The organism is Streptomyces sp. Da 82-17, from assembly GCF_046098215.1.
In the GTDB taxonomy this organism is placed as follows: domain Bacteria; phylum Actinomycetota; class Actinomycetes; order Streptomycetales; family Streptomycetaceae; genus Streptomyces.
Window position 1 is genome coordinate 82,715 of record NZ_JBJURH010000027.1, and the last position, 25,214, is coordinate 107,928.

24 protein-coding genes are annotated in these 25,214 nt (G+C 71.3%); 8 read left to right on the forward strand and 16 right to left on the reverse strand.

All coding sequences use genetic code 11. The annotated features are described in order from the left end of the window. Nucleotides 1–25: 25 nt before the first annotated feature. The 7 genes from ACIDOF_RS33290 to ACIDOF_RS33320 all read right to left on the reverse strand — a co-directional run bounded on the left by ACIDOF_RS33290 (nucleotide 26) and on the right by ACIDOF_RS33320 (nucleotide 7,263). On the reverse strand, nucleotides 26–1,327 hold the full coding sequence (locus ACIDOF_RS33290) for an NAD(P)/FAD-dependent oxidoreductase (RefSeq protein WP_409009931.1): 1,302 nt from the start codon (nucleotides 1,325–1,327) through the stop codon (nucleotides 26–28). A 25-nt stretch (nucleotides 1,328–1,352) separates the two neighbouring features. Continuing rightward, the gene (locus ACIDOF_RS33295) at nucleotides 1,353–1,772 is read right to left on the reverse strand and encodes a RidA family protein (protein ID WP_409009966.1); all 420 of its coding nucleotides are present in this window, start codon (nucleotides 1,770–1,772) and stop codon (nucleotides 1,353–1,355) included. Nucleotides 1,773–1,783: 11 nt separating this feature from the next. Further along, on the reverse strand, nucleotides 1,784–2,599 hold the full coding sequence (locus tag ACIDOF_RS33300) for a phytanoyl-CoA dioxygenase family protein (protein WP_409009932.1): 816 nt from the start codon (nucleotides 2,597–2,599) through the stop codon (nucleotides 1,784–1,786). Nucleotides 2,600–2,761: 162 nt separating this feature from the next. After that, nucleotides 2,762–3,559: an SDR family NAD(P)-dependent oxidoreductase gene (locus ACIDOF_RS33305; RefSeq protein WP_409009933.1), complete on the reverse strand. Its 798-nt coding sequence runs from the start codon at nucleotides 3,557–3,559 to the stop codon at nucleotides 2,762–2,764. 471 nt (nucleotides 3,560–4,030) lie between these two features. After that, nucleotides 4,031–4,174, reverse strand: a complete 144-nt coding sequence (locus tag ACIDOF_RS33310; RefSeq protein WP_409009967.1) for an alpha/beta-hydrolase family protein — start codon at nucleotides 4,172–4,174, stop codon at nucleotides 4,031–4,033. Between the two features lie 391 nt (nucleotides 4,175–4,565). Next, a complete protein-coding gene (locus ACIDOF_RS33315; protein ID WP_409009934.1) occupies nucleotides 4,566–5,795 on the reverse strand; it encodes a cation:proton antiporter in 1,230 nt (409 codons plus the stop codon). A gap of 115 nt (nucleotides 5,796–5,910) precedes the next feature. Next, on the reverse strand, nucleotides 5,911–7,263 hold the full coding sequence (locus ACIDOF_RS33320) for a flavin monoamine oxidase family protein (protein ID WP_409009935.1): 1,353 nt from the start codon (nucleotides 7,261–7,263) through the stop codon (nucleotides 5,911–5,913). 307 nt (nucleotides 7,264–7,570) lie between these two features. On the opposite strand from ACIDOF_RS33320, the gene ACIDOF_RS33325 reads away from it, so the two are divergent. Then, nucleotides 7,571–8,578, forward strand: coding sequence for a sporulation protein (locus ACIDOF_RS33325; protein WP_409009936.1), 1,008 nt, complete (start codon nucleotides 7,571–7,573; stop codon nucleotides 8,576–8,578). A gap of 183 nt (nucleotides 8,579–8,761) precedes the next feature. Continuing rightward, on the forward strand, nucleotides 8,762–9,346 hold the full coding sequence (locus tag ACIDOF_RS33330) for a TerD family protein (protein ID WP_409009937.1): 585 nt from the start codon (nucleotides 8,762–8,764) through the stop codon (nucleotides 9,344–9,346). A gap of 264 nt (nucleotides 9,347–9,610) precedes the next feature. On the opposite strand, the gene ACIDOF_RS33335 is transcribed toward ACIDOF_RS33330, so the two are convergent. Then, nucleotides 9,611–10,957, reverse strand: a complete 1,347-nt coding sequence (locus tag ACIDOF_RS33335; protein WP_409009938.1) for a hypothetical protein — start codon at nucleotides 10,955–10,957, stop codon at nucleotides 9,611–9,613. 412 nt (nucleotides 10,958–11,369) lie between these two features. After that, a complete protein-coding gene (locus tag ACIDOF_RS33340) occupies nucleotides 11,370–11,969 on the reverse strand; it encodes a DUF4822 domain-containing protein (protein ID WP_409009939.1) in 600 nt (199 codons plus the stop codon). A gap of 193 nt (nucleotides 11,970–12,162) precedes the next feature. On the opposite strand from ACIDOF_RS33340, the gene ACIDOF_RS33345 reads away from it, so the two are divergent. Together ACIDOF_RS33345 and ACIDOF_RS33350 are read left to right on the forward strand one after the other, a co-directional pair. Then, nucleotides 12,163–12,642, forward strand: coding sequence for a cation:proton antiporter regulatory subunit (locus tag ACIDOF_RS33345; protein ID WP_409009940.1), 480 nt, complete (start codon nucleotides 12,163–12,165; stop codon nucleotides 12,640–12,642). Further along, the gene (locus ACIDOF_RS33350; RefSeq protein ID WP_409009941.1) at nucleotides 12,639–13,811 is read left to right on the forward strand and encodes a cation:proton antiporter; all 1,173 of its coding nucleotides are present in this window, start codon (nucleotides 12,639–12,641) and stop codon (nucleotides 13,809–13,811) included. Before ACIDOF_RS33345 ends, ACIDOF_RS33350 begins: the two co-directional genes overlap by 4 nt. A 4-nt stretch (nucleotides 13,812–13,815) precedes the next feature. Here ACIDOF_RS33350 and ACIDOF_RS33355 read toward each other — a convergent pair whose 3' ends face one another. Next, a complete protein-coding gene (locus ACIDOF_RS33355; RefSeq protein WP_409009942.1) occupies nucleotides 13,816–15,051 on the reverse strand; it encodes an MFS transporter in 1,236 nt (411 codons plus the stop codon). A 245-nt stretch (nucleotides 15,052–15,296) separates the two neighbouring features. Here ACIDOF_RS33355 and ACIDOF_RS33360 point away from each other — a divergent pair, with 245 nt between their 5' ends. From ACIDOF_RS33360 to ACIDOF_RS33370, 3 genes are all read left to right on the forward strand, one after another. After that, nucleotides 15,297–16,814, forward strand: coding sequence for an ABC transporter substrate-binding protein (locus ACIDOF_RS33360; RefSeq protein WP_409009943.1), 1,518 nt, complete (start codon nucleotides 15,297–15,299; stop codon nucleotides 16,812–16,814). An 11-nt stretch (nucleotides 16,815–16,825) separates the two neighbouring features. Further along, nucleotides 16,826–18,616, forward strand: a complete 1,791-nt coding sequence (locus ACIDOF_RS33365) for an ABC transporter permease subunit (protein ID WP_409009944.1) — start codon at nucleotides 16,826–16,828, stop codon at nucleotides 18,614–18,616. A 334-nt stretch (nucleotides 18,617–18,950) separates the two neighbouring features. After that, complete coding sequence (locus ACIDOF_RS33370; protein ID WP_409009945.1) at nucleotides 18,951–19,616, forward strand: hypothetical protein; 666 nt, start codon at nucleotides 18,951–18,953, stop codon at nucleotides 19,614–19,616. A 46-nt stretch (nucleotides 19,617–19,662) separates the two neighbouring features. Here the strand turns inward: ACIDOF_RS33370 and ACIDOF_RS33375 are convergent, their stop codons facing one another. Together ACIDOF_RS33375 and ACIDOF_RS33380 are read right to left on the reverse strand one after the other, a co-directional pair. Next, on the reverse strand, nucleotides 19,663–20,025 hold the full coding sequence (locus ACIDOF_RS33375) for a hypothetical protein (protein ID WP_409009946.1): 363 nt from the start codon (nucleotides 20,023–20,025) through the stop codon (nucleotides 19,663–19,665). A gap of 239 nt (nucleotides 20,026–20,264) precedes the next feature. After that, the gene (locus ACIDOF_RS33380; RefSeq protein WP_409009947.1) at nucleotides 20,265–20,822 is read right to left on the reverse strand and encodes a hypothetical protein; all 558 of its coding nucleotides are present in this window, start codon (nucleotides 20,820–20,822) and stop codon (nucleotides 20,265–20,267) included. 497 nt (nucleotides 20,823–21,319) lie between these two features. Here ACIDOF_RS33380 and ACIDOF_RS33385 point away from each other — a divergent pair, with 497 nt between their 5' ends. Further along, a complete protein-coding gene (locus ACIDOF_RS33385; RefSeq protein ID WP_409009948.1) occupies nucleotides 21,320–21,709 on the forward strand; it encodes a VOC family protein in 390 nt (129 codons plus the stop codon). A 164-nt stretch (nucleotides 21,710–21,873) separates the two neighbouring features. Here the strand turns inward: ACIDOF_RS33385 and ACIDOF_RS33390 are convergent, their stop codons facing one another. From ACIDOF_RS33390 to htpX, 4 genes are all read right to left on the reverse strand, one after another. Further along, entirely contained in the window at nucleotides 21,874–22,368 is a 495-nt protein-coding gene (locus ACIDOF_RS33390) for a DoxX family protein (RefSeq protein WP_409009949.1), read from the reverse strand. 120 nt (nucleotides 22,369–22,488) lie between these two features. Further along, nucleotides 22,489–23,382: a universal stress protein gene (locus ACIDOF_RS33395; RefSeq protein ID WP_409009950.1), complete on the reverse strand. Its 894-nt coding sequence runs from the start codon at nucleotides 23,380–23,382 to the stop codon at nucleotides 22,489–22,491. Nucleotides 23,383–23,529: 147 nt separating this feature from the next. Beyond that, nucleotides 23,530–24,114 carry a PspA-associated protein PspAB gene (gene pspAB, locus ACIDOF_RS33400; RefSeq protein ID WP_409009951.1) on the reverse strand — a complete coding sequence of 195 codons (585 nt, stop codon included), beginning with the start codon at nucleotides 24,112–24,114 and terminating at the stop codon, nucleotides 23,530–23,532. Nucleotides 24,115–24,187: 73 nt separating this feature from the next. Beyond that, complete coding sequence (gene htpX / locus ACIDOF_RS33405; RefSeq protein ID WP_409009952.1) at nucleotides 24,188–25,114, reverse strand: zinc metalloprotease HtpX; 927 nt, start codon at nucleotides 25,112–25,114, stop codon at nucleotides 24,188–24,190. Nucleotides 25,115–25,214: the final 100 nt, after the last annotated feature.

The following is a 25,214-nucleotide window of genomic DNA, read 5'->3' on the forward strand; positions in this document are numbered from 1 at the left end:
CTTGCGTGAACGCTGCCTGGGTGGGCTAGCTGACCTTTCGGTCCGCCCGCCGGTCGGCTGCCCACATCGCGCGCATCACCGGTGCGTTGAAGACGAGGGCGGGCGCGAACCGGGGCCGCTGCCGCCAGACGGTGTCGAGGTCGTCGGGGCTCCTGCCGTCGACAAGGCGGTCGGCGAGGAGGGTGCCGAGGTACGGCGCCTGGGCGAGGCCGTGGCCGTTGCAGGCGATCAGGTACGAGACGTTCTTCGTGGCCTCGCCGGCGACCGGAAGCCACGACGGCGTCATCGCGATCCATCCGCCCCACGCCCGCTTGATCGCGATGTCGCGCAGTCCGGGGAACCTGCTGCGGAAGCCGTCGGTGATGTCCGAGACGACCGAGGGATCCGGCTTGCGCGCGCCCACGGCGCCCCGTGCGGCCTGCAGTTGGCGCACGCCGGTGACGATCGTGTTGCGCCGGGTCGGTCGGTAGCTCTCCATGATGCCGTGCTGAGTGGCGAGACCGGAGCGGCTCGTCCAGCCGGTCGCGTCCAGCCGGTCGGACGGGATCGGCCCGGTCTCGACCATGCTGACCCAGACGGGAGCCGCCAGCCGTTTCGGGGCGATGGCGAGTTCGCGGGAGTAGGCGTTGGTGGCGAGCACGACCTTCTCGGCCCGGACGTGGCCTCCCGGCGCGGCGACGACCACCCCCACGCTGGTGGGTTCCACCGTCTTGACGGGGGTCTGCTCGAACACCTTCACCTGCGACGCGAGGAGCGCCTTGCGCAGACCGAGGGCGAACTTCCCGGGGTCCATGACACCGCCGACGGGCTCCAGCATGCCGCCGAGGAACGCGTCCGGCAGGCCGAGGTCCCGGCCGTCGCCGAACTCGACGCTCACCCCCGCCTTCTGGAAGATCTCCGCCTTCTTCTTCGCCCTGCGGAGCTGTCCCGGGGAGACCGCCGCCGCGACGTTGCCCGTCCGCTCGTACTCGCAGTCGATGCCGAGCCGGCCGATCAGCTTCTCGGTGAAGTCGACGGCTTCCTCGGCGAGGCGGACGATGCCGTCGAAGCGGCGGGGGTGCAGAGCGCTCAGGAGCTGCGGGTCACCGCCCGGCACACTGCCCAACTGGCCGGCGTTGCGCGAGCTCGCCCCGCCCCCGCAGAACCCGGCCTCGAGCAGGACGACCTCCGCGCCCCGCTCCGCAAGGCGCAGCGCAGTCGCCATTCCCGCGTACCCACCGCCGACGACCGCGACGTCGCACGTGATCTCGCCTTCGAGCGGAGCTGTCATGTCCTCGGGGGGATCGGCCCAGCCGAACTCCGAGTAGAGCACCTCTGTGGACGTCATCTCACACCTCCATGATGCGGGCGGTTCAGCGGTCGCCGCTGCCGGCGACGGCCACGACCCGGATCTCGACGAGGAATTCGGGGCGCGCCAGCTGGGTCACGCCGACCGCGGTCCAGGACGGGTAACGGTCCCGGATGTACTCGTCCTTGACGCGCACGAACTCCTCGATGTCGCCGCGCAGGTCGGTGTGGAACGTGGTCAGCTCGACGATGTCGGCCAGGCTCGCGTCCGCGGCCCGCAGGACGGTCTTCACGTTGTCGAACGCGAGCCGCGCCTGAGCCTCCATTCCGCGGGCGGGCTTCATGTCGGCCAGATCGATCCCGACCTGCCCCGACACCCAGATCAGGTCCCCGACCCGGGTCGCCTGCGAGAAGTGCAGCTGGTCGTACATCGCTTGCGTCGAGGGCGGGTTGACCGACTGGCGCTCCTCGCCGGAAGACCTCATCACGGCCCCCATCACACGACCTGCCGGAAGACGGGCGAGCGGAACGGGTCTCCGGCGTTCAGCATCGCCATCTCGTCCACGAAGAGGACCCCGTTGCGGGCGTAGCGCTTGTTCACGTCCGGGAGCGGGCGGAACGTCGCGTCGTCGCCGAAGAAGCGGAGGACCAGGGTGTGGCGCTCGGGGCATCCGGCGTCGACCCCCGCACCGCCGTGCAGCGAGCGGGGATGCAGCGCGACGACATCGCGTGGCTCGATCGCCCAGGAGATCACGTCGTGGGCCTCGGGGTCCTTCGCGAGATCGGCGTCGATGTCCGGCAGCCGGGGCAACACGCCGCCGCCGTGCAGGGGTTCGGTCGGGTCGTCGAGGTTGAACGTGGTCCCGTCGTACTGGACACCGCGGTGCGAGCCGCGGACGATCTCCAGCGAGTTCCGCTTCGGTATCCGCTGGAAGGTGATCCAGGCATTGCCCCAGTGCTCGCCGGCCCACGGCAGGTAGGCGGTGTCCTGGTGCCAGGAGCTGCGGGCGCCCTGGCCGCCGGCCTTGAGGAAGACCTCTTCGGCGAAGTACCAGACATGCTTCGAACCCCAGAGTTCGGCGAACAGCTCGCCGAAGGGCAGCGACGACACCATCGCGTCGAGTCGGTCTTTCGCGAGCGGGTTGGCGTTGTCGACGAGCGAGCGCTGCTCGGTGCCATCGAACATCGAGGTGGCGCTCGGGCCGGGGTTGGCGACGGCCCAGTCGAACGCCTCGCGGCAGCTCGCCAACTGGGTCTCGTCCAGGCAGTCCTTCAAGAGGACCGCTCCGTCGTTCCGGAACGCTGCACGCACGGACTCATCCATTGGTCGATCCCTTCTTCACGTCGGGTCAGGGGAACGGTAAGGGCCCGAAGACATTCACACAACATCTGTTACGAAAATTGGTTCGCCGGAGCCGTCACCGCAGGGAAGCCACAGTCCGGGCACTCCCGACCGTCCGGGGAGCGGGCCGGCTCACTGGGACGAGTAGCCGCCGTCGACGCGATGGGAGCTGCCGTTGACGAACGAGGCCCGCTCCGAGAGCAGGAAGGCCGCCAGCTCCGCGACGTCCTCGGCCGTTCCGAGACGCCCAGCGGGGTGCAGGCCGATCAGCTGGGCGCGCTCCTCGTCGGTGATGCCGGCAAGCAGGGGCGTGTCCATCCAGCCGGGCACGATCGCGTTGACCCGCACTCCCTCTGGCGCATACTCCAGGGCCGCGGTCTTGGTCAGGCCGATGACGCCGTGCTTGGCGGCCGTGTAGGCCACGGTGCCCGGGAAGCCGTTGATCGAGAGGCTCGACCCCATGTTCACGATGGCGCCGCCGCCCGCGGCGAGGAGGGCCGGCAGTTCGTACTGCAGACAGTGGAAGACGCCGTCGAGGTTGGTGTCGAGGACGCGCCGCCACTGGTCCTGCGGGTAGTCGGCGACGGAGGCGACCGCACCGGCGATCCCGGCGTTGTTGACGGCCAGGTGCAGCGCGCCGAACTGGTCCACCGTGGCCTGCACGGCCGCCTCCACGGAGACCGGGTCGGTCACGTCGAGGCGTACGGCGACGGCCTGGGCGCCTGCGGCCCGGAACTCGTCGACGGCCTCCTGCGCGCCCTTCTCGTTGACGTCGGCGACGGCCAGAGCGGCGCCCCCGGCGGCCAGCCGACGGGCCACCGCGAGGCCGATGCCGGAGGCGGCGCCGGTGACCAGGGCCGTCTTCCCGGCGAACTCGGTCGTGTAGTCGATGGAAGGGTTCACGGCTGTCTCCCTGAGGTGCGCGGACATGACGGGTCCCGCCCTGACGCATGACGTGGTGATCCGGCGCCGCAGGCTGACGGCGGCCGGCAGGGTGCCCGGGGTGCGCCTGCGCGCAGGGCGGCGTCAGGGCATCGGACAGGGCGGTTCTCTCCTGCGGGCGTCGGGGCGACGCTGCGGGACGTGGGTCCGATGGTGCTGTCGCCGCCGCGCCCAGGGCTTGACCGCCGACGACACGCTTTTTGATCCTGCGCGACAGGTCTGCGAACTGCTTCAGTGCCGCAACCACGCGCGGCGCGCTGAGGCTGCCGGGCTGCCCCCGCCCCCGCCCCCGGCGTTCACGCAGCCGCCTTCGGTCGCCTCCGGAGCCGACGAGGGCGGAGCGGCCTCAGCCTCGCGCGACGACCTCCCGGAGGTGAGCGAGGTCCCGGTAGGTGACGCCAGTGGGGCGGAGGGCGGCGTTCCATCCGTGGACGTACGTACGTCAGCCAGGACGGCAGGTTAGGAGTACTGCAGCAACACCGTGGCGCAGTCGCCGCCGGTGAGGTACTCGAAGCTGTCCACGGCCGCCGGGTCGACCCAGCCGCTGCCGGTGGTCGTCACGACGAGGAGACTGTGGCGCTCGAAGCCTCCGACACGGCGCAGGTCGGCGGCGGCGCGTGCGGACCGGGGGCTCGGTGTCGTCCGCCGTGCCGAGCTCCGCGTACGCGCGGACGGGCTCCGGCGCTCGGCAGCCGGTGTATCGCGCGATCTCGGCGGCCGAGGGACCTCCCCGCCCGCGAACGTACGCCCCCTTCCTGCCGAGCATGCCCCAGGGCCGCTCCTTCACGTCCGACAGTCTGGACGCCTGAGGCCTTGGTGAGTTGTCCTTCACCACGGAACTCATCGTCAGCGAGCTGGTGACCAACGCGATCCGCTACGGCAGGAGCCCGGTCCGGCTGGGGCACGCGGCACTGTCGCGACGGCAAGGCGATCTGGGCGGAGCAGAGACTGCCGCCCAGCGCCAACCAACGCCCCGGCTGATGCCTGATGACGCCTACGGTTCCGAACGCTCCGGAGCGGCCGCACGGGGGCCGTCGGCACGGGGACGGCGGGCGAACCAGCGGGCGAGGGGCTCCAGGGTGACGCCGTGCAGGAGGACGCTCAGCAGAACGGTCGCACAGGTCACCTTGACGACGAACGCGGCGTCGTCGTAAGGGAGTTGGCTGTACGCGAGAACCGCGAAGACGATGGACGTGACACCCCGTGACCCCAGCCAGCCCACGGCCCCGCGCTCGGCCCAGCTGAAGCGTGTGCCGGTGAGCGCGGCGCACACGGGCAGCATGCGGGCGACGGTGAGGGCGAGCAGCGCGTACGCGATGACCTTCAGGTCGACTCCGTGGGCGAACTCCTCGGCGATCAGGGCACCGAAGGTGAACCAGACGGCGAGCGCCATCAGATGACCGATGTCGTACACGAGGTCGAGGTTGTCGTGGCCGAGCGTGCGCGCGACGTGGGCGTAGCAGAGGCCTGCCACGAAAGCGGCGACGAAGCCGTTGCCGCCGAGCTGCACCGAACCGGCGTACGCGAGGAACGGCAACGCCAGTCCGGCGAGCCGGAGTTCGGACGCTGAGGCCCACCCGGCCCGCAGGCACCACGGCATCAGCCGCCCGGCGAGAACGCCCACGGTCGCACCGGCCAGGACGGCGTACGCGGCGCCCTCGGCCGCGTTGAGGACCAGGTCGCCGAACGTCTCCCCTTCGACCGTGAGCAGGTTGGCCACGCAGAACACGAAGAAGGGGGAGATCAGGCCGTCGTTGAAGCCGCCTTCGATGTTCAGGGCCGCCCGCACCCGCAGCGGAAGCCGTTCGTCCCTGAGGAACATCAGGACCGGCGCCAGGTCCATGGGCATGACGACGAGCGCGGCCACAGCCAGGAGCCACCAGTTCGTGCCGGGGAAGAGCAGGGCGCCGAACAGCACAGCGAGGGCGACGGAGCCGGGCAGGGCGAGGGCCAGCAGGCGGCCCTCCCCCACTGTCTTGCCGAGCCGTTCGTACCCTCTGGCCTCCGTGGCATCGGTGAACAGCATGACGGCGAGGACGAGTTCGACGCCCGTCTGGAAGGTGTGCGTCTCCATGCCGAGCGCCAGGGCCGGACGGTCACCGCCGGTGAGCACGACTCCGGCCGCCGCGAACGCGATGGGCGCGGTGATGCTCCAGCGGGCGAGCCGTTTGGCGACCAACGACCACACGCACAGCAGCGACAGGAGGACGAGAGCAGCGACCATGAACACTCACAGGACCGGGAGCAGGGGCAGGTGACCGGCGGTCCGGGCCGGGCGCGGGTTCGGCGACGTCATCGCTTCAGGCTCACTTCGGGCGCACTTCGGGCGCACTTCGGGCTCACTTCAGGCTCGCGAGAACCGCCTTCGCCGCGTTCTCGCCCGACGTCGCCGCGTCGGCGAGCGACGGCATGTCGAGCTGATAGTCGCCGGCGAGATGGATCGGCCCGAGAGGCTTCCGCAAGGTCGGCAACGACGCCCGCCGTCCCGGCCGCCAGAACGGCACCACACGGTGGTGGCGTCGTACGATCCCCTCCCCCAGCTTGCCTTCGAGTTGCGGGTAGACGGAGAGCAGATCCTTGGCGAACCGTGCGGTGATCTCTTCGTCGGTGAGCTCGAACAATGCGTCGGCCGTGGCACCACCGGCGAAACAGGCCAGTGCTCCTCCCGGTTTCCGCGCACCGCCCCTGCGAATGGCCGCAGCGTGGTTGAAAATCGCCTGGAACGAGAGCTGCGGAGTGGAAACACCGAAGAGATCGTCCCAAGGTTGAGGCCCCTCTTCGTCGGTGAAGAAGCCGACGATCACGTACCGGCCGTAGCGAATGTCGTCGAACGCGTCGCGGTACGTCTCCGGAAGTTCCGGAAGAATCCGCAACGCGACATCACTGGGAACCGCGACGACGGCTCGCTTCGCGCGCACCCGCATTTCGCGGTCCGCGCGCACGTAGTGCACCACGACGCCGTCCCCGCTCTGTTCCACGGAACGGACGGTCGAGTCGAGCCGGAGGCGTTCGCGCAGGTCGGCGGCGAGAATATCGGTCAGCGTCTGATTTCCGCCGACCGGCAGGGCGAAATTCGGCACCTTGGCGGGGTCCGTCAAGGCGATTCCTATGGACGTGGCCAGCTGGGTCGCGGCCGTCTCACTGGGCTCGCACCCCATCCACTGGCCCGACCACGACCGGACCATCGCCTCGACGACTTCGGAGCGGACGCCCCGCAGAAGATACGAGGCGAAACGCCGGTCGAGTTTGGCTCGCACTTTCTTCGCCATGCGGCTGTCCGACTCCAGGAAGGGGACCGCCGCGAGAATGCGGCAGCCGACGACCGCCATGCGCAGCCGGTCCATGAGGCTCATCCGCGTGCGGAACATGAGCGCGACGGGGTCGGACATGTCGATGAGCCGCCCGTTGAGGACCAGCGCCATGCTTTTCCCGGCCAGCGATCCCATCTCGATCTCGTGGAATTCGAGAGCGTCGATCAGCGGCCCGGTTCCCTCGGTGAACTGGGTTCCGACATTGATCCAGTAATCGCCGTTCCGCACCGTCTCGACGCGGCCTCCAGGCCGGCCCGCCGATTCGAGCACGAGGACGTCGGCCTCTTCGGCGAGAGTGGTGGCCGCCATCAGGCCTGCCATGCCCGCGCCGATGACCACGACGTCGCAGGACTCCTCGTGTACGTGCTGCGCTGCGTCCATGTCACCCAACTCCAGAACTCGATTCGTTTTCGAGTTTACACGGCTGGGTGGACCCACGCCACGAGGCCGAACCGGATCGACCCGTACGAGTCAGCCGACCCCGGGTTCACCGGCGCGAGTCGGCGGGACCCGAGTTCCCCTCATTCCCGACCCGCCCAGCCGCCCCGGCCTGCCACGCACTCTTTCCGGTCATTCTCGGCACGCGGCACGTCGCCCGTTCGCGCGGGCCCCGCCCTCCTTCTATGCTTCTACAGCCCTGTAGATAAGGGCTGTTGACAGGCACTCAGACGAAGGAGTGGACGCCGCGATGGTGTTCAAACGGCTGCTCGGTTCGCTCGGCGTGGGCGGCCCCACGGTGGACACGGTGCTGGACGGCGGCGCCGCCCTGCCCGGCGGGACCCTGCACGGGCAGGTCCACCTCAAGGGCGGCAGCGCCGCCTTCGACATCGAGCACATCACGCTCGAACTGGTCGCCCACGTGGAGGCCGAGCACGACGCCGGGGAGAGCGAGGGCGTCGTCGTCTTCGAGCGGTTCACCGTCGGCGGCGGATTCCGCCTCGGCGAGGAGGAGCACCGCAGCATCCCGTTCGGCATGACCCTGCCGTACGAGACCCCGGTCACCGAGCTGCACGGCCAGCCGCTCGGCGTCGTCCTCGGCGTACGCACCGAGCTGGCCGTGGCGGGCGCGAGGGACAAGGGCGATCTCGACCAGCTCGCGGTGCAGCCCCTCCCCGTACAGGAGGCGGTCCTCGAAGCACTCGGCCGGCTCGGCTTCGGATTCAAGTCGGCCGACCTGGAGCACGGCCACATCGGCGGCACCCATCAACAGCTGCCCTTCTACCAGGAGATCGAGCTCACCCCGCCCCCGGCGTACGCGCACGCCGTGAACGAGATCGAGGTGACCTTCCTCGCCGACCCCGGCGGCATGGACGTCATCCTGGAGGCGGACAAGCGCGGCGGGCTGTTCCAGTCCGGACATGACTCGATCACCCGCTTCCGGGTCAGCTACTCGGCGGTCGAGCAGCGCGACTGGAACACCGAAGTCGACGGCTGGGTACGGCAGTTGGTCGAGAGCCGCGGTTCGCACGCGGCGTACGGGCATGGCGACCACGCCCACATCGGCCACCAGGGCCACCACGGGCACGACGAGCACCCCCACGACGGCCACCGCTCCGGCCCCGGCATGGGCACCGTCGTCGCGGCCGGGGCAGCGGGCCTCGCGGTCGGCGTCGTCGGCGGCATGGTCGCAGCTGAGGTCGTCGACGAGATCGGCGACGCCTTCGAGGAGGAGGAGGAAGAGGAAGAGGAAGGGTGAGGCAACCGGACCCACGAGGCGTGGCAGCAGGCTCTGCTGGAGCGGGGCATGCTGCCGTATCTGCGCGATCAACCGTCCGCCTGCTGTCCGCGCTGTCCACCCGCCCCTGAACACCGCTCACTCGCGGCACTCGCCCCTCAAGCCACAAGCCACAAGCCACAAGCCACAAGGAGAACCACCCTCATGTCCGTGAACCTCGACAAGGGCCAGCAGATCAGCCTCAGCAAGTCCGACGGCAGCTCGCTCACCGCCGTACGCATGGGCCTCGGCTGGAAGTCCGCGCCGCGCAAGGGCTTCCTCGCGAAGCTCACCGGCGGCGGGGGGATCGATCTGGACGCGTCGGCGGTGCTGTTCGCCGAGGGCAAGCCGGTCGACGTCGTGTTCTTCCAGCACCTGACCAGCGACGACGGTTCCGTGCGGCACACCGGCGACAACCTCGTCGGCGGGGCCGGGCAGGGCGGGGACGACGAGGCGATCCTCGTCGACCTGGCGCGGGTGCCCGTCCATGTCGACCAGATCGTCTTCACCGTGAACTCCTTCACCGGCCAGACCTTCACCCAGGTCGAGAACGCCTTCTGCCGCCTCATCGACGAGACCAACGGCCAGGAGCTCGCCCGCTACACCCTCACCGGCGGCGGCGACCACACCGCCCAGATCATGGCCAAGGTCCACCGGGCGGGCGGCGGTTGGCAGTTGAAGGCGATCGGCGAGCCCGCGTCGGGGCGTACGTTCCAGGACCTGCTGCCCGTGATCGCCCGCCACCTCTGACAACTCCGTCCGCCCCGCCCCGTACTGCTTACGGCAGAGCAGCAGCGCCACCAGCAGTACCCCCCCCCTGCAGCCCGCCCGATGAGCATGCCGCTGCGCCGCGGCCGTCAGATCACCCTCATACGCCCCGGCGGGCGGCACATCCCCGTCGTACGGACGCCCCTGGGCCGGGAGGCGGCGCCGCGGCTCGACCCCCATGGGCACCCGTCGACCTGAGAGGCGGAACTGGACACCGCAGCCGCGCTCTAGACGTACCTCGCCTCGCTACCCGATGCCGCGTTCCTCGGCGCAGACCTTGTGGGACGGCTCTGCGTCGTCGTCGAGGAGGCTGGCGAGCTGCCCGCAGTGCCGGCAGGGCTGCGGTTCGGGGAGGAAGCGGTCGGGGTCGCTCCAGTCCAAGATCCGTCGTCTCGGCACGAGGCTCGGGGAATGCGGCTGGGGGTGTGCGTGATCTTGCCGGGTTCGCTGCTTGGGGATGGCTGGAAGGTTGCCGGTCTCGACGGTGATGCCGAGTTCCACGCTGTCGATGCCGCGTCGCTGCAGGGGCAGGCTGGGGGTCCGGTTCTGTTCGCCGAACTGGCAGGTGCTGGTGGCGTCGTCGCCGGAGAAGTGCAGGGCGTCGTCTGCCGGTGCTGGTTCGGGCTCGCCCGGTGTGGCGCCGTCGTGGTGGTCGGCCCAGGTGGCGTGGTCGTCGGCGGGGACCCACATGTAGCGTCCGGCCCGGCGGTCCTTGCGGCTGGGCAGGAAGACGGGTACGACGCTGCCGGTGGCGGCTCCGACGATGGTGTGGCCGACGGTGACGCCGAGTTGGTCGCCGCGGTCTGCGGTGTATCCGCTCGCGATGCCGTCGGAGGCGCGTGGGGTTTCCCAGTACAGGTGGCGTCTGCCGCATCCCGTCTTCGACCTGCCGGTCGGGCAGGGACGTACGGCTGAAGCGGTGCAGAGCCAGTCGGCGAGGACACGGAATCCGCCGACGAGGGGAAGGTCGGCGGCGTTGTCTATCTCGCGCCAGGTGACGTCGCGGATCAGCATCCACTGGGCCCGGTCCACGAGGTGGAACGTGTCGTTGTGGGTGATCCAGTTGGAGACGAGCCCCGCATCGGACTGGGCTTTCGCCCGGCGCAGGACGGTGCCGGGGCCGACGTTGTGGAACCGGGCCTCGCAACCCAGGCTGACGCCGCCGTGGGAGTGGATCGTGACGTCGGGCCGGGCTGTCCGGGTCTTGACGGCCTTCTCGACGGTCCGACGGAGACCCGCGCTTTCGCAGGTGCGGTCGAGGAAGTCCTTCATCGCCTTGTGCCGGTCGCTCTCTTCCGGCGTCATCTCGTGTGCGGTGGGCAGATGTGCCGCACGTAATCGCAGAGCTCCGTCGGGACCGCGGTAGCGGCGGACATACATGTACGGGCTCCGGACGCCGGACATCTCGGCCTTGCATGTGCGGTCGACGGCCCTCTCGGCGCAGATGAGGAGGTCTCGTCTTCTGGTGGCGACGGGCTGGAGCAGTTCCTCGATCAGGTCGCTCACGCTGATGGCGCTGTTCGAGAGTCCGAGGTCCGGCTTGTCGAGTTCGAGGAGACACTTCAGTTCGGAGTGCCACACGCCGTTCGCCACAAATCCCCCTGCATGGCTGCCAGTTGGGCTTTCACGGTGGAACGCACCATTGACGATTCCCGCTGCCCCGCACACACATGCACGGCACCACACTGCCGCCGAGGGGGTACATCAAGCTCATCCACCACCCTTGGCAGGGACTGCATGCAGTCCGCCCTGCCGCACACCCACGCCATCAACGGGTCGCTTATCGATCCACCGCCGGATCTTCGCCGGCCGCCTGAGGGGCGACCGACTCCCATACGCGCAAACCGCCGCAGAGGCTTGAAGGTCGCCACGCCACCGAAGAGTTGCGCGACCAGATCCTCGATCTGGTCGCGCAGTCCGCGGCGCACGTGATGCCCTTCCACCCGACGGGCGGGCAGCTCGATTCAGCGGATCGCGATCGGCGCGTTCAGCGTGATCAGCTCGATCAGCGGGCGTTGCCGTTGTTGAAGTGGTACTCGCCGTTGCCACCCTGGGCGCCGTTCGCGCCGGGGCCGCTGCCGTCGGTGCCGGGCTCGGCGTGGTTGGTCTTGGTGTGCACGATGTCGTAGTAGACGGTGCGGTCGTCGGCGTTCGGGAAGACGCGGTAGGTGAAGACGTTCTTGTCGAGCTGGACGATCGGAACGGTGCGCTCGAAGAGCACGTTGCCGTTCGCGTCCTTCGCGTTGATCCAGCGCTCGGAGCCGTCGGGGGTGACGGTCCAGTCGCCGTTCATCTTCGGGCTGTCGTCGAGGTTGTACATGGTGTACGTGCCGTCGGCGTCGAAGTACGCCCAGCCCACGAAGTTCGACACGGCCGGGTTGTCGAGGGCGACGCGGTTGCCGTCCTGGTCGACGGCGCCGGTGGTCTTCCACGGGGTCGAGGCGAGCAGCTCGGACGGAGTGGCGTCCTTCGCGGCCGCGGACGCGGCGGCCGGTGCGGCGGGCGCCTCGGCGGCCATGGCCGAGACGGGCACCAGGGCGGACACGGCGACCGCGATCGCGGATGCGGTGAGAGCGGAACGACGGGAGATACGCGTGATGTTCATGTCCTCGACGCTATGCGCAGCACCGGGGCGGGCATGTCATCCGATCGGCTACTGATGGATGTCCTGGATTGCCGATTCGCGAGTCGACCGGACGGCCGGGCCTCCTGTGGACGCCCTCCCGCGGGCACGCCTCCATGGACACGCCTGCCCCCGCATGCCCGCCGCACCCGCCCGGCCTGGCGATGATGTGCGCATGGACGTCACCGAGGTTCTCCTGCCAGGGGTCGGGCTGCGCTACGAGTTCACCAATCACGAGGGGGAGCGTGTCGGCATCGTCGCGGGTCGTACGGGCGATTTCGAGCTGGTCGTGTACGAGGGCGGCGATCCCGACGAGGCGCGACCCGTGGTGCGGCTGAACAACGAGGAGGCCGACGCGGTCGCCGAGATCCTGGGGGCGCCGCGCATCGCGGAACGGTTCGCCGACCTGACCAAGGAGGTGCCCGGACTGCTGTCGGGGCAGGTCGAGGTGCGGGCGGGCGGGCCGTACGTGGACGAGCCGCTGGGCAGCACCCGGGCCCGGACCCGCACCGGGGCCTCGATCGTGGCGATCGTCCGCGGCGACGATCTCATCGCGTCGCCGACCCCGGACCGGGTGCTGCGCGCCGGGGACGTGCTCGTCGTCATCGGGACCCGCGAGGGGATCACGGGCGTGGAACAGATCATCCGGGGATGAGCGTGCAGACCCCCGTCACGCTGCTGCTGGAACTCGGGATCATCCTCGCCGCCCTCAGCGTGCTCGGCGCCGTGGCGCGACGGTTCACGCTGTCGCCCGTACCGCTCTATCTGCTCGCCGGTCTGGCCATCGGCGAGGGCGGTATCGCGCCCGTGCCCGCGGCCGGTGAGTTCGTGGAGGTCGGCGCGGCCATCGGCGTGGTGCTGCTCCTGCTCACGCTGGGCCTGCAGTTCTCCCCCATCGAGTTCACGGCGGGGCTGCGCCGGCATGTGCCGTCGGCGCTGGTCGACCTGGTGCTGAACGCGGTGCCGGGCGCGGTGGCCGGGTGGCTGATCGGCCTGGACGCCGTCGGGATCCTCGCGCTGGCGGGCGCCACGTACATCTCGTCCTCCGGCATCATCGCGCGGCTCCTGGCCGACCTGCGCAGGCTGGGCAACCGGGAGACACCGGCGATCCTGTCGGTGCTGGTCATGGAGGACTTCGCCATGGCCGTCTATCTGCCCCTGCTGGCCGTGCTCGCCGCGGGAGGCCCCTGGTGGCAGGCGGCGCTCGGCGTTCTCGCGGCCGTCGGCGCGGTGTTCGCGGCTTTCATGGCGTCGTACCGGTGGGGCCATCACCTCGGGCGGCTGCTCGCGCACCCCGACGCGGAGCAGCTCATGCTGCGCGTCCTCGGCCTCACCCTGATCGTCGCCGCCGGGGCCGAACTCATCCATGCGTCCGCGGCAGTCGGGGCGTTCCTCGTCGGACTGACCCTCACCGGCGAGACCGCCGACCGCAGCCGCGCCGTCCTCGGCCCGCTGCGCGACCTCTTCGCCGCCGTGTTCTTCCTCGCCATCGGGCTGTCCGTCGACCCCGAGGACCTGGTGCCGCTGCTGCCCGCCGCCCTCGCGCTCGCGGCCGTCACCACGGTGACGAAGCTCGCGACCGGCCGCTACGCCGCAGCACGCGACAAGGTCGGCCGCCGCGGTCAACTCCGGGCCGGGACAGCGCTCATCGCGCACGGCGAGTTCTCCATCGTCATCATCGGCCTGGCCGGCACGCTGCACGACGATCTGGCCCCGATGATCACGGCGTACGTCTTCATCCTCGCCGTCACCGGCCCCGTCCTCACCCGCTTCGCCAACGCGCTCCCCACCGGGAGAACACGAACTACGAGCGAAGTCCCCTGATTCGCTACGGCGTTGCCCGCGGCACCAGCAGCACCCCCACCACCGGCACCGCGGCCAGCGCGAGCCACGGCAGTGCGCCCCCGCTCTCCAGCAGTGCTCCGGCAGGTGCGCCGCCGAGCAGCACGACCGCGCCGGACAGCGACGACAGGGCGCCGGTGAACAGGCCGAGGCGGCGGTCGTCCACCAGCTCGGGGAGCCAGGCGCGGGTCGCGGGCACGACGAGCATCTGCCCGAGGGTGAGCAGCACGACGAACACGACGGCCGGGGCCGCGCCGCCGACCGGCAGCAGCACCCCCGTCGCCGCGAACCCGGCGGTGATCAGGCCGAGCCCCCAGCGCACCAGGGCCGCGTGACCGAGGCGGGCCGACGCGAACCGGGCCAGCGGGACCTGCCCGAACACGACGAGCGCGGAGGAGAGCGCGAACAGCCAGCCGAGCAGCAGCTGCGAGCCGAGCGCCCGGTCGAGCTCGGCGGGCAGCGCCAAGTACAGCTGGTTGTAGGCCAGGAGGTACGTCGCGTACGCCGCGGCCAACGTCAGGAACCTGCGGTCGAGGAGGGCGCGCAGGGCCTTGTCGGTCGGCTCGGCGGCGGCGCTGCGGCCCGGTGTGCCGCGTGGCATGAGGCGGGCGTGCGCCGCGAGCACGAGGAGGAACACTCCGGCGCCCGCGAGGCAGGCGGTGCGGAATCCGCCGAGCAGGAGCAGGGAGCCCAGGACCGGTCCGATCAGCGCACCCGCCTGCCCGCCCGCGGAGAACAGCGCGAGGGTGCGGGTGCGGTGCACGCCCGTCGCCTCCTCGTGCCGTACCGCCTGCCGGGCGATCTCCGTCTCGACGGCCGGGGAGAACAGCGCGGCCGCGAAGCCGACGAGGAGCACCGCGCCGATCACCGCCCAGGTCGTCGCGGCGAACCCGAGCCATACGAAGCCCGCCACGCGCAGCACGCACCCGGCGAGGACGACGGGCCGCGGCCCCCACCGGTCGGCGAGCGCGCCGCCGACGACGAACAGGCCCTGCTGGCTGAAGGTGCGCAGCCCGAGCACGAGCCCCACCAGCCAGCCCGCGAGCCCGAGCGAGCCCGAGAGGTGGTCGGCGAGCGGCGGCAGGACGGCGAAGAAGCCGACGTTGAAGGCGAGTTGGGTGACGATGAGGAGCCGGGGCAGGGGCGGCAGCGCCCGGTACGAGCGCAGCGCTCCGGCTCCCGCTCCCGTCGCGGAGGCGGCGGTGGCGGAGGCGGCGGTCATTCCGTCTCCTCGATCTCCCCGTTGTGCGGCGGGGCTGCCTGGTCGGGGCTGCCTGTCGGGGCTGCCTGGTACGGCGGAGACTCTACCTGCACATCATTTTCAATAGCGCACCGGCCGTCAGTCGTTGATTCTTCACCCACCCGCGTGAGCTTCGGTAAGGCTTGCCTTATATTCTGACGCGGCCCCGCGCCCTCCCGGCGCACACCACCATCACGCCCCGCACTTTTCGGACGACAGGAACCACCATGCGCACCACCCCTCGTGGCCTCTTCGCGCTGCTCGCGCTGACCCCGCTGCTCGCCGGCTGCTTCGTGCAGGGCGACGCCGGTTCGGCCGCCGGGGAGGGCTCGGGCAAGCGGCTGCGGATCGCCCTCGCGGTGCCGCCGGTGCAGGCCCTGTCGCCGTACAGCAACGACGCCACCGTCCTGAGCAAGCTCGCCGTGGCCGAAGGTCTCACCGCCCTGGACAAGAACGGTGCGGCCGCGCCCGCGCTGGCCAAGTCGTGGAAGCAGCAGAACGCCACCACGTGGACCTTCGAGCTGCGCAAGGCCACGTTCCAGGACGGCACCGACGTCACCGCCGAGGCCGTCGTCAACGCGCTCGACCACGCGGACCGGGCCAAGCCCAAGCCGCGCGTCCTGAGCGACGTCAGCCTCACCACCGAGGCCGTGGACGCCGACACCGTCAGGATCCGCACCAAGTCCGCCGACCCGGTGCTGCCGCTGCGCCTGGCCAGCCCCGCGCTCGGCGTGCTCTCCGAGAAGGCGTACGCGAAGGACGGCACCGCGAACCCGATCGGCACCGGCACCGGACCCTTCGAGATCACGAAGCTCACCGGCAAGTCCAAGGCCACCCTCGACCGCTTCGACCGGTACTGGGGCGGCAAGGCCGAGGCGCCCGGCATCGACGTGACCTGGTTCGCCGACGGCACCGCCCGCGCCAACGCCCTGCGCAGCGGCGACGTCGACATCGCCGAGTGGATCCCCACCGCGCAGGCGGGCCTCCTGGAGAAGGACACCCGCCACGAGGTGCCGTCCGTACGCAGCGACAGCCTCGTGCTCAACACCCGCAGCGGCCTGTTCGCCGACAAGTCGCTGCGCGCCGCGGCCCGTTCGGCCGTCGACGGGTCGGCCCTCGTCGACTCGGCCTTCGGCGGCTACGCCGACCCCGCCGACGGCCTGTTCGGCCCCGCCGTCCCGTGGGCGGCCGAGCGGCGCGTCGACGTGACCGGCCGCACCGCCGCCGCGACGACCGCCGAGGTGAAGTCGAAGACCAAGAGCAAGACCCTGCGCCTCGCCACGTACACCAACCGCACCGAACTCCCCGAGTCCGCGACCGTCCTCCAACAGCAGCTGGAGAAGGCCGGGTTCACCGTGAAGCAGGACGTACGCGAGTACACGCAGATGGAGGCCGACCTCCTCGCCGGGAAGTACGACGCGCTCGTCTTCTCCCGGGTGACGCTCCTCGACACCGGCGACGCCGTCGCGTACCTCGCGAGCGACTACACCAGCAAGGGCGTCTACAACATCGCCGGACTCAAGGACGCCGAGGTCGACCGGGCCATCGCAGCCGCCGCGGCCGAGGACGACACCGAGGAGCGGCAGCGGAAGATCATGAAGGCCGAGGCCGAGATCCTGCGCACCGACGCCGTCGTGCCGCTCGTGTACGAGAAGGCCCTGCAGGGCATCGCCACGAACGTCGAGGGTGTCCTGCTCGACCCGCGCGAGCGCTCCCTGGTCGACGTCGACACGCACGTGAAGTGACGTCACGGCCCATGAGCACCCCTTCGGCCGGCCGCGCGCGCCGGCGTGCGGCGGCCGGCCGCGCCGGAGCGGCGAGCCTCCTCCTCGCCGCGGTCGCCCTGCTGCCCTGGCTGTCCGGCACCGACCCCGCCCTGACGGTCCTGCGCGCCCGCTCCGCCGACCAGGACCCGACGCCCGGCCAACTCGCCGCCGTACGGGCCGAACTCGGCCTCGACGAAGGGCCGTTGCCGCACCTGGTGCGCTGGCTGACCGGGCTGCCGCGCGGGGACGCCGGAGTGTCCTGGGTGTCGGGCGAGCCGGTCCTGCCGCAGGTGGCGAACGCGTTCGCGGTGTCCTTGACGCTGATGCTCGGCGCGCTCGCCGTCACGGTCGCCGTGGCGGGCCTGGTCTGCGTCCGCACCCTGCACCTGGGTTCCCGGCGGCGGCTGCGGCTGCGGCGGGCCGGGGTCGCGGCGGCCGTGCTCGCCGCGCTGCCCAAGTTCCTGCTCGCCGCGCTGCTCGCCACCGTGTGCGGGGTGTGGCTGGGCTGGTTCCCGGCCGCCGGCTGGGCGGGCCCGCAGGCGATGGTGCTGCCCGCGCTGGCCCTCGGCGTGCCGTCGGGCGCGATGATCGGCGGGCTCCTCGACCAGTCGCTGCCCGCCGCCTTCCACGAACCCTGGGCACGGAACGCGTACGCCTGCGGCTTCCCGCCCGGCCGCACCGCACGGCACGCCCTGCGCCGCACGCTCGCCGGGGTGCTGCCCCAACTCCTGCCCACGGTCGTGGCGTTGGTCGGCGGCGCGGTCGCCGTCGAGAAGATCTTCAACATTCCGGGGCTCGGGCGGCTCGCCCTGGACGCGGCCACCGCGCAGGACCTGCCGCCCCTGCAGACCGCGACCCTCGCCCTCGTCCTCCTCGGCATCGCCGCCGGGCTCCTCGTCCAGGGGCTGCGGCGCGCGCTCCTCGGCCCCGCCCTGCGGGACGGCGCCCTGCCCACGCTGCATCTGCCGCCGCTGCCCGGGCGGCGTTCCGTGCGCGTGCTCGCCGGGTGCTGCGCCGTCGTCCTGCTCGGCCTCGTCGTGGCGGGACTGCTGCGCGACCCCCTGCACGTCGACACGGCCGCCCGGCTCCTGCCGCCCTCCCCCGCCCACCCGCTGGGCACGGACTCCCTCGGCCGCGACCTCCTGGCCCGCCTCGGCCACGGCGCGCTGCGCACGGCGGGCGTGGCCCTCGCGGTGACCGCGGCCAGCGCGGCCCTCGGGCTGCTCCTCGGCATGGCGTCCAGGGCGAGCGCCGGACTCACCGAAGTGATGTCGACGCTGCCGGCCGTCCTCGCCGGACTCCTCACCACCGCGGTGACCGGCCCGTCCGTCTGGGGCGCCGCGCTCGCGGTGTGCCTCGTCGGCTGGACCCCGTACGCCGCCCAGACCGCCGCCCTCCTCGAACAGGAACGCGCCGCCGGGCACACCCTCGCCTCGACCTCCCTCGGCGCCGGCCGCCTCCACCTGCTGCGCCGCCACCTGCTGCCCGCGGTCCTCCCCGCCGTACTCCGCAACGCGGTCCTCCGCCTGCCGACCACGGTCCTCGTCCTCGCCTCCCTCGGCTTCCTCGGCCTCGGCGAACAACCACCCACCCCCGAGTGGGGCCGCCTCCTCTCGGAGAACCAGCCGTACGTGGAACTGGCCCCCTGGACCGTCCTCGGCCCGGCCTGCGCGCTGGTCCTGCTGTCGGTGCTTTCGGTGGCGGGCACCGGAACTCCCTTGCTCCGGCGGACGAATGGACGCTGGCGGCGGGGCGCGGAACGGCAGGAAGGTGGTTCCTAACCTCCGACAGGCCACGCATGCGCCGCATTTGGGACGTTCGAGCCGTCGGTGTAACGCCGCAGTGCGGACAGAACGCAGAGGTAGGGGAAGGGGGTACCGGGCCGGCGGGGTCCGGGTGCCCTGGGCCGGGCGCGGGCCAAGCCGTGGCAGGCCGGACAGCCCGTCGAACCAGGAAGGCCAGAACGTACAGATGGACTACTGCTCCTCATGCAGTCGGCACCTCAACGGCGCCTTGGTGTGCCCTGGTTGCGGCGCTTACGCCCCCGACATCGCCCCGCTGTTCGTCGACGGCACCACCGCCTCGGCCCCCGCTGCGCCACGTGCCGGGAGCTCCATGGCCTCCCCCGAAACCGCCGCGGCCACGCAGGACGTTCCTCCTGTCGAGCAGGTGCAGCCCGCGCAGCAGGGGCGTGCGGCGCGGCGCCGTCAGCTGGCCCGGTGGAAGAAGAACAAGCGCCGGGCGGCGGTCGCGAGCGCGGTCGCGCTCGTCGGCGGCGGGCTGACCCTCGCCTCGATGGAACGGCAGACCGTCGACCGGGCCCAGGCCGCCACGGCGCCGAAGGTCCCGGACACGGGGGACGGGGAGAAGCAGGAGCAGAAGCCCGAGGAGACGACCCCTTCGGCGTCCGCGTCGGCGACTGCTCAGCAGCCCCGCGAGAAGGCCAAGGACGATTCCGCGTCGCAGTCGCCGACGACCGACGCACCCCGGCAGCAGCAGCCCCTCCAGGCAGCGCCTCGTACGACGTCGCCGAGCGCCGAGCCGGAGGCCGCAGCGCCTGCGCGTCCGGCCGCAACGGCGACCCCTCAGCCGAGGAACACCGCTCCGGCCGCGGGCGACACGAGCACCGACCGCTCCGGTACGGCAGGGCAGCAGCAGCCGCCTCGCTCATCGGACGACAGCACGAGCACGAAGCCGGGCGACACGTCCCAGAACACGAACCCCTCTCTCATATCGACCTCGCCTGAGGACATCTGCCTGCTCGGGTTGTGCGTCGGCTGACCTCCCCGCGAGGCGCGACGGGCCCACCGCCGCGCCTCGCGTCACGTCACGTCACCAGCAGGCGGTTGAAGAACGCGCGGTAGTGGCGCAGGGCCTGTCGCAGGTCCTCGGTGTCCGCCTCTTCGCCCCGGTTCCACTGCCCTTCCAGTTCTTGTTTGTGGTGGGCGAAGGTGGCGGCCAGCTCCTGCATCACGTCGCTGACCAGGGCGTCGGCCGCGTGCACGGCGTCGCGCGGGTCGTCGACGAAGCCGTTCTGCACCTCCTGCCAGCGGGCGCGGAACCCTTCTTCGTCCTCCGGTGCGAGCAGCTGCGACGACTCCGCTTCAGCCCTGGGCTCGGGGTCGGCCCGCAGCGCGTCGTCGCCCCCGTTCCCCGGCCCGGCTCCGACGGGCTCCTCTTCGGCAGGCACGCCCTGCGGGCTCGTGCTCGTACTCGTGGTCGTGCCTGTGCCTGTGCTTGTGGTCGTGCCTGTGCTTGTGGTCGTGCCTGTGCTCGTGGTCGTGCTTTCGCCGGGGAAGGTCGGCACTCCGCCGTCCGCCGTGCTCGCGGCGCCCCGGCTGTTGTTGCCCTGCATGGCTCCTGGCTCCTAGCTCGTAGCTCCTGGCCGCAGCTCCTGGCTCGCAGCTCCTCCGAGTGTCCGTACGCGGCTCAGGCCCGGGCGTGGCGGGATCCTCCGCCGTTGGACAGCAGCTCGTCGAAGAGGGCCCGGTAGTGCACCATGGCGCCCCGCAGTTGCTCGGTGGTCGCCTCGTGCCGGGTGCTGAGCACATCGACGTCGTGGGCTGCCCGATAGTGCTGGAGCGTACGACCGTGCTCGACGGACAGGTCCTTGAGCTGCTGGTCGAAGTCCTGGGTCGGGTATCCCCGCTCGTGCATCAGCGAGGTCACCAGGCGGTCCGCATCGTGCACGGCCTGCTCCGGGCGATCGACGAACTCCTCCTGCACGCTGGTCCAGTCCCGGGCGTACCGGTCCCTGACGCTGTTGTCCAGCGGCTTGATGTCCAGCGCGTCGTGCCGCTTCTCCCGGCCCCTGAGCTCACGCTCGGCGGCCATACGGCTGTCGTGGTCCTCCACTGTGCGTCCGTACTCAGGGCCGAAGCGCTCGCGAAGCTTCTTGCGTCGCATGAGCAGCCAGGCCACGACCGCCGCCACGACGACCACCACCGCGATGGGAATGATGATCGCCAGAAGTGTCCCTGTTGACATCGGCGTCCCCTAACGCGTACTTCACGTACTTCACGTGTCTCTCTATGGGCCAGGTTGCCGCTTCTTTGAAGTTGAAACGGGGCTGGAGCAGGTCAAATCACGCGATTCGCCCCCTCGGCCACCCGGCGTCATTCCCGTCGGCTGAGCTGCCCGGCCACGCAGTCGTGCGCCTCGATGACCCGCCGCTCGATGGTGCTCGACTCCGCTGCGCCACAACTCCGGCGCGACATCGCGCAGTTGGAAGACACGGCGGACGTGGTGGTCCAGGTCGTGGTCTCGTCGCGTATGGAAGGCGGGTTCAAGGGCCCTCAGGGCGGCCGGTGATGCGCCCCCCGCCCCCCAGCACGGACCCACGGCCTCGCGCGCCACCGGTGCCGAGACCGGCCCGGGCCCCCAGGCTCGTCGCCCCCTCCGTCCGAGGCGTTGGTCGCGTGGGCCGATCGGCGATGAGACGCTGAATGCACAGGTTCTGACTTCCTGACTCACGTGGAGGGTCGATGCTCGACCACCTCTCGATCCAGGTCGACGACCCGGCCAAATCGGCGCTCTTCTACACCGAGGTGCTGGCGCCGCTCGGCGTACGGGAGGCGATGCGCTACGAGCGCGCAGGCGGGCTCGTCATCGGGCTGTCCGGCCCGGACGGATTCCCGCACTTCTGGCTCGGGCCGGTCACCGGAACGCGCAACCGGGAGGTGCACATCGCGTTCAGCGCCGGGAGCAGGGCGGCCGTGGACGAGGTGCACCGCGCGGCCGTGACCTCCGGCGCCGAGATCCTGCACGCTCCTCGCGTCTGGCCCGAGTACCACCCCGGCTATTACGGCGTGTTCTTCCGCGACCTCGACGGCAACAACGTCGAGGCGGTCCATCACGACTTCCCTTCGGCGTAGGCCGACCTCGCGTCGCCTGTGCCGAGGCGGCGCGCGATCTCGCAGGTGCCGTCGCGCTCGTAGGCATCCGTGAGGCTGTGCGGGCTTCAGATCCCCCTCAACTCGCCCGCGAGATGGGCGGCGACGGCCTCCTCGCGGAAGAACGCCGTGCCCGCCCGCCGACGTCAGGGGCGGGTGACTGCCTCGAGTCGCGCGTGCCTGGTCAGGCGGGCGTCGAGTGAGAGGGTTCCGGCGCCTACGGTCAACAGGAAGGCGCTGCCGCAGAGTTGAGCGAGATCGGTGCGGGACTCGTGGGCGAAGTCCCACCAGCCGGACTTGCCCTCGAACAGCGGGGCGTCGCCCCACAGGATGGGCAGTTTGGTGATCAGGAGGGCGCCGAGCATGTTGACCACCATGGGTACGGCTGCCAGCCGGACGAGCAGGCCGACCAGGATCAGCGCCCCGCAGCAGATCTCGAAGACCCCGTCGAGCGGCGCGAAGAAGCCGGCGGCGGGGATGCCCGCCTCGCCGAAGCGGCCGGCGCCCTGCGCGTCAGGGCGGAGGAACTTCAGTACGCCCTCGGAGAGGAAGATCGCGCCGACGTACAGGCGGATCAGGACGACCGCGCCGAGCGCGGTCGTGTCGACGAGGTTCGCCTGCCACCTCTTGAGCTGCTTCATGCCGCGCCCTTCGGCCTCGGTGCGTATCGGGACTGACTCGACAGCGTCCCGCGAACCATCGAAGTCCTCCGCCGTTTCACGCCGAGTCGGCCCCGATCGTGCGTCGCGAGGCCCAACGCCTCAGAGGTCCGAGCGCACCACGGTGACCGGGCAGTGCGCGTGGTGGAGGAGGGCCTGGCTGACCGAACCGAGCAGCAGGCCGGTGAACCCGCCGCGGCCACGGGCTCCGACGACGACCAGCTGGGCCCGGCTGCTCGCCTCGATCAGTACGGGCCGGGTCCGGCCCCGCACCAGGCTCGGGCGCACCGCCACGTCGGGGTACTGCTCGCGCAGTCCGGAGAGCGCCTCGGCGAGCAGCCGCTCCTCCGTCGCCCTCAGGACGTTGATGTCGCCGACCAGGTCGAGCACGTCCAACGGGCTGCCCGGCACCAGCTCGCCGTGGTCGCTCCATGTGGTCCACGCGTGCAGCGCCTCCAGCTCGACGCCCCGCAGCGACGCCTCGGCGAACGCGAAGGCGAGTGCCCCGTACCCCTGCGGCGAGCCGTCCACGGCCGCGAGCACCCGGCCGTCCGGCGCCGCTCGGCCGCGTACGACCATCACCGGGCACTGTGCGTGGGCGGCCAGTTGTACGGCGGTCGAGCCGAGGAGCAGGTGGGCGAATCCGCTCGCGCCCCGGTCGCCGAGGACCACCAGGTGGGCCGTACGCGACTCCGCCTCCAGGACGCCCACCGGCTCGCCGGCGATGACCGCGTTGTGCACCACCACACCGGGGGACGCGTGCCGGGCCCGATCGACGGCCTCGGCCAGCAACGCCTCGACGGCCTCCTGCACAGCCCCGGTGGGCGGGCCGAGGGCGGCGGCCGAGCCGGGCGGCACGTGCAGGGCGGGCCAGAGGAAGGCGTGCACCACGCGCAGGTCCGCGTCCCGCAGCAGCGCCTCGCGCGCCGCCGCCTCCACCGCGGCCAACGCGGCAGCAGAGCCGTCGACCCCGACCACCACCGGAGGAGACCTCACCACGTTCCTCCTTCGCCACTCCCCCTCGTCTCCAGCTTGCGCCGCGGGCCGAGGCCACGCCATCAAGCGGTGGCCGCGCCACGACGGCCGACGCGGCAGGGCGCCGACCGAGGCGGCAGAGCCCGGCCGTCGCCGCTGCCCGCGGCCTCACTGTCCGGGCGCTCCCCACAGCGGGAACCAGCGGCTGAGGTCCTGCTCGATCCGCAGGTCGTCGGCGACCGCGGCCCTGACCTGGAGTTCCAGCGGGTTGTCGCGCTTGTTGCCGGGCAGCGGCGCGAAGGGGTAGAAGGCGCCGCGCTTGTACAGGTACACGAGCGCGAGTCGGCGCTCCTCGGCGTCACGGAAGGCGACCAGGGAGCAAAGGAGCTGCGGGCCGAAGCCGCTGTCCTGGAGGGCGCTGTTCACCGCGTGCAGATCGCCGACCAGCGCAGGCAGGCCGTCGGTGCCGGGGGTGCGGTGGGAGAGCAGCCAGGAGTAGCCGTAGTCGTCCCGGCTGAACTCCACGGGCGGCCCGGGCCGTTCGGAGTCCGCGTCAAGGAGAGCCCTGACCTCCTCCTGGACCTGCGTGAACGCCCCGCCCTCGATGGACGCGAAGCACACCGAGCCCGCCCCGGTCGGCGTGAATCCGGCGGACGCCTGGAGGGTGATCGCCGCCGACGGCAGGCCGAAGAGCTGATCCAGATCGGGCCCGACCGGCTTGGACCGGCCGAACACGACATCCCAGAAACCCATGCCACCTCAGCTCCTTGTCCTCAGCTCTTTGTCCTCGACTCGGCCCCTTTTCGCCCCCCCCACGTACAACCGCTCAGCTCCTCGTCGTCCCCGTCCCGCCGCCCGGCCCGTCCAGCTCGGTGGAGATCTCCGCGAGGGCCTCCAGTCGGCGCTCCAGGGTGGGGTGGGTGGAGAGCAGTCCGGCCAGGGCCGAGCCGGACTTGAGGGCGGGGGTGAAGAAGAACGCGTTGAACGCCTGGGCCGTCCGCAGGTCCTGCGAGGGGATACGGGCGATGTCCCCGCTGACCTTCGTGAGCGCCGAGGCCAGCGCGGACGGCCTGCCGGTCAGCATCACGCCGGCCCGGTCGGCGGCCAGCTCCCGGTAGCGCGACAGGGCCCGGATGAGCAGGAAGCTGATCGCGTACACGAGCGCGGACACGCCCATGACGACCATGATCGCCACCGCCGTGTTCTGGTCGCGGCCGCGGCCGCCGAACAGCTGCGAGTAGAAGGCGAAGCGGACGATGAGGCCCGCGATCACGCCGAGGAACGAGGCGATGGTGATCACCGCGACGTCCCGGTGCGCGACGTGCGACAGCTCGTGGGCGAGGACGCCCTCCAGCTCCTCGGGCTCCAGCCGGCGCAGCAGCCCGGTGGTCACGCAGACGACGGCGTGGTCGGGGTCGCGGCCGGTCGCGAAGGCGTTGGGCAGGTCCATGCCGGAGACGGCCACCCGGGGCTTCGGCATGTCGGCGGCGGCGCAGAGCCGGTCGATCACACCGTGCAACTGCGGCTGCTCCTCGGGCGTGACGAAGCGGCCGCGCATCGCGAACAGGGCGATCCGGTCCGAGTACCAGAACTGCGCGGCCAGCAGCGCACCCGCGATGACGACCACGACCACCACGGACTTCAGCAGCACGATGAGCGCGGCGACGAACGCCACGTACAGCAGCCCGAGCAGGAACATCGTGACCACCATGCGGGCGGTCAGCTGCCGGTCGGGTTCGAAGCGGCTGCGCATCGTCCTCACCCCCTGGTCAGGGCCGACACCGGGGCACGTACGCGGCGGTTTCGGCCTGTCGCCGTGCCGGTCCTTCCATTGTCCGACCCGGGCCGGGAAT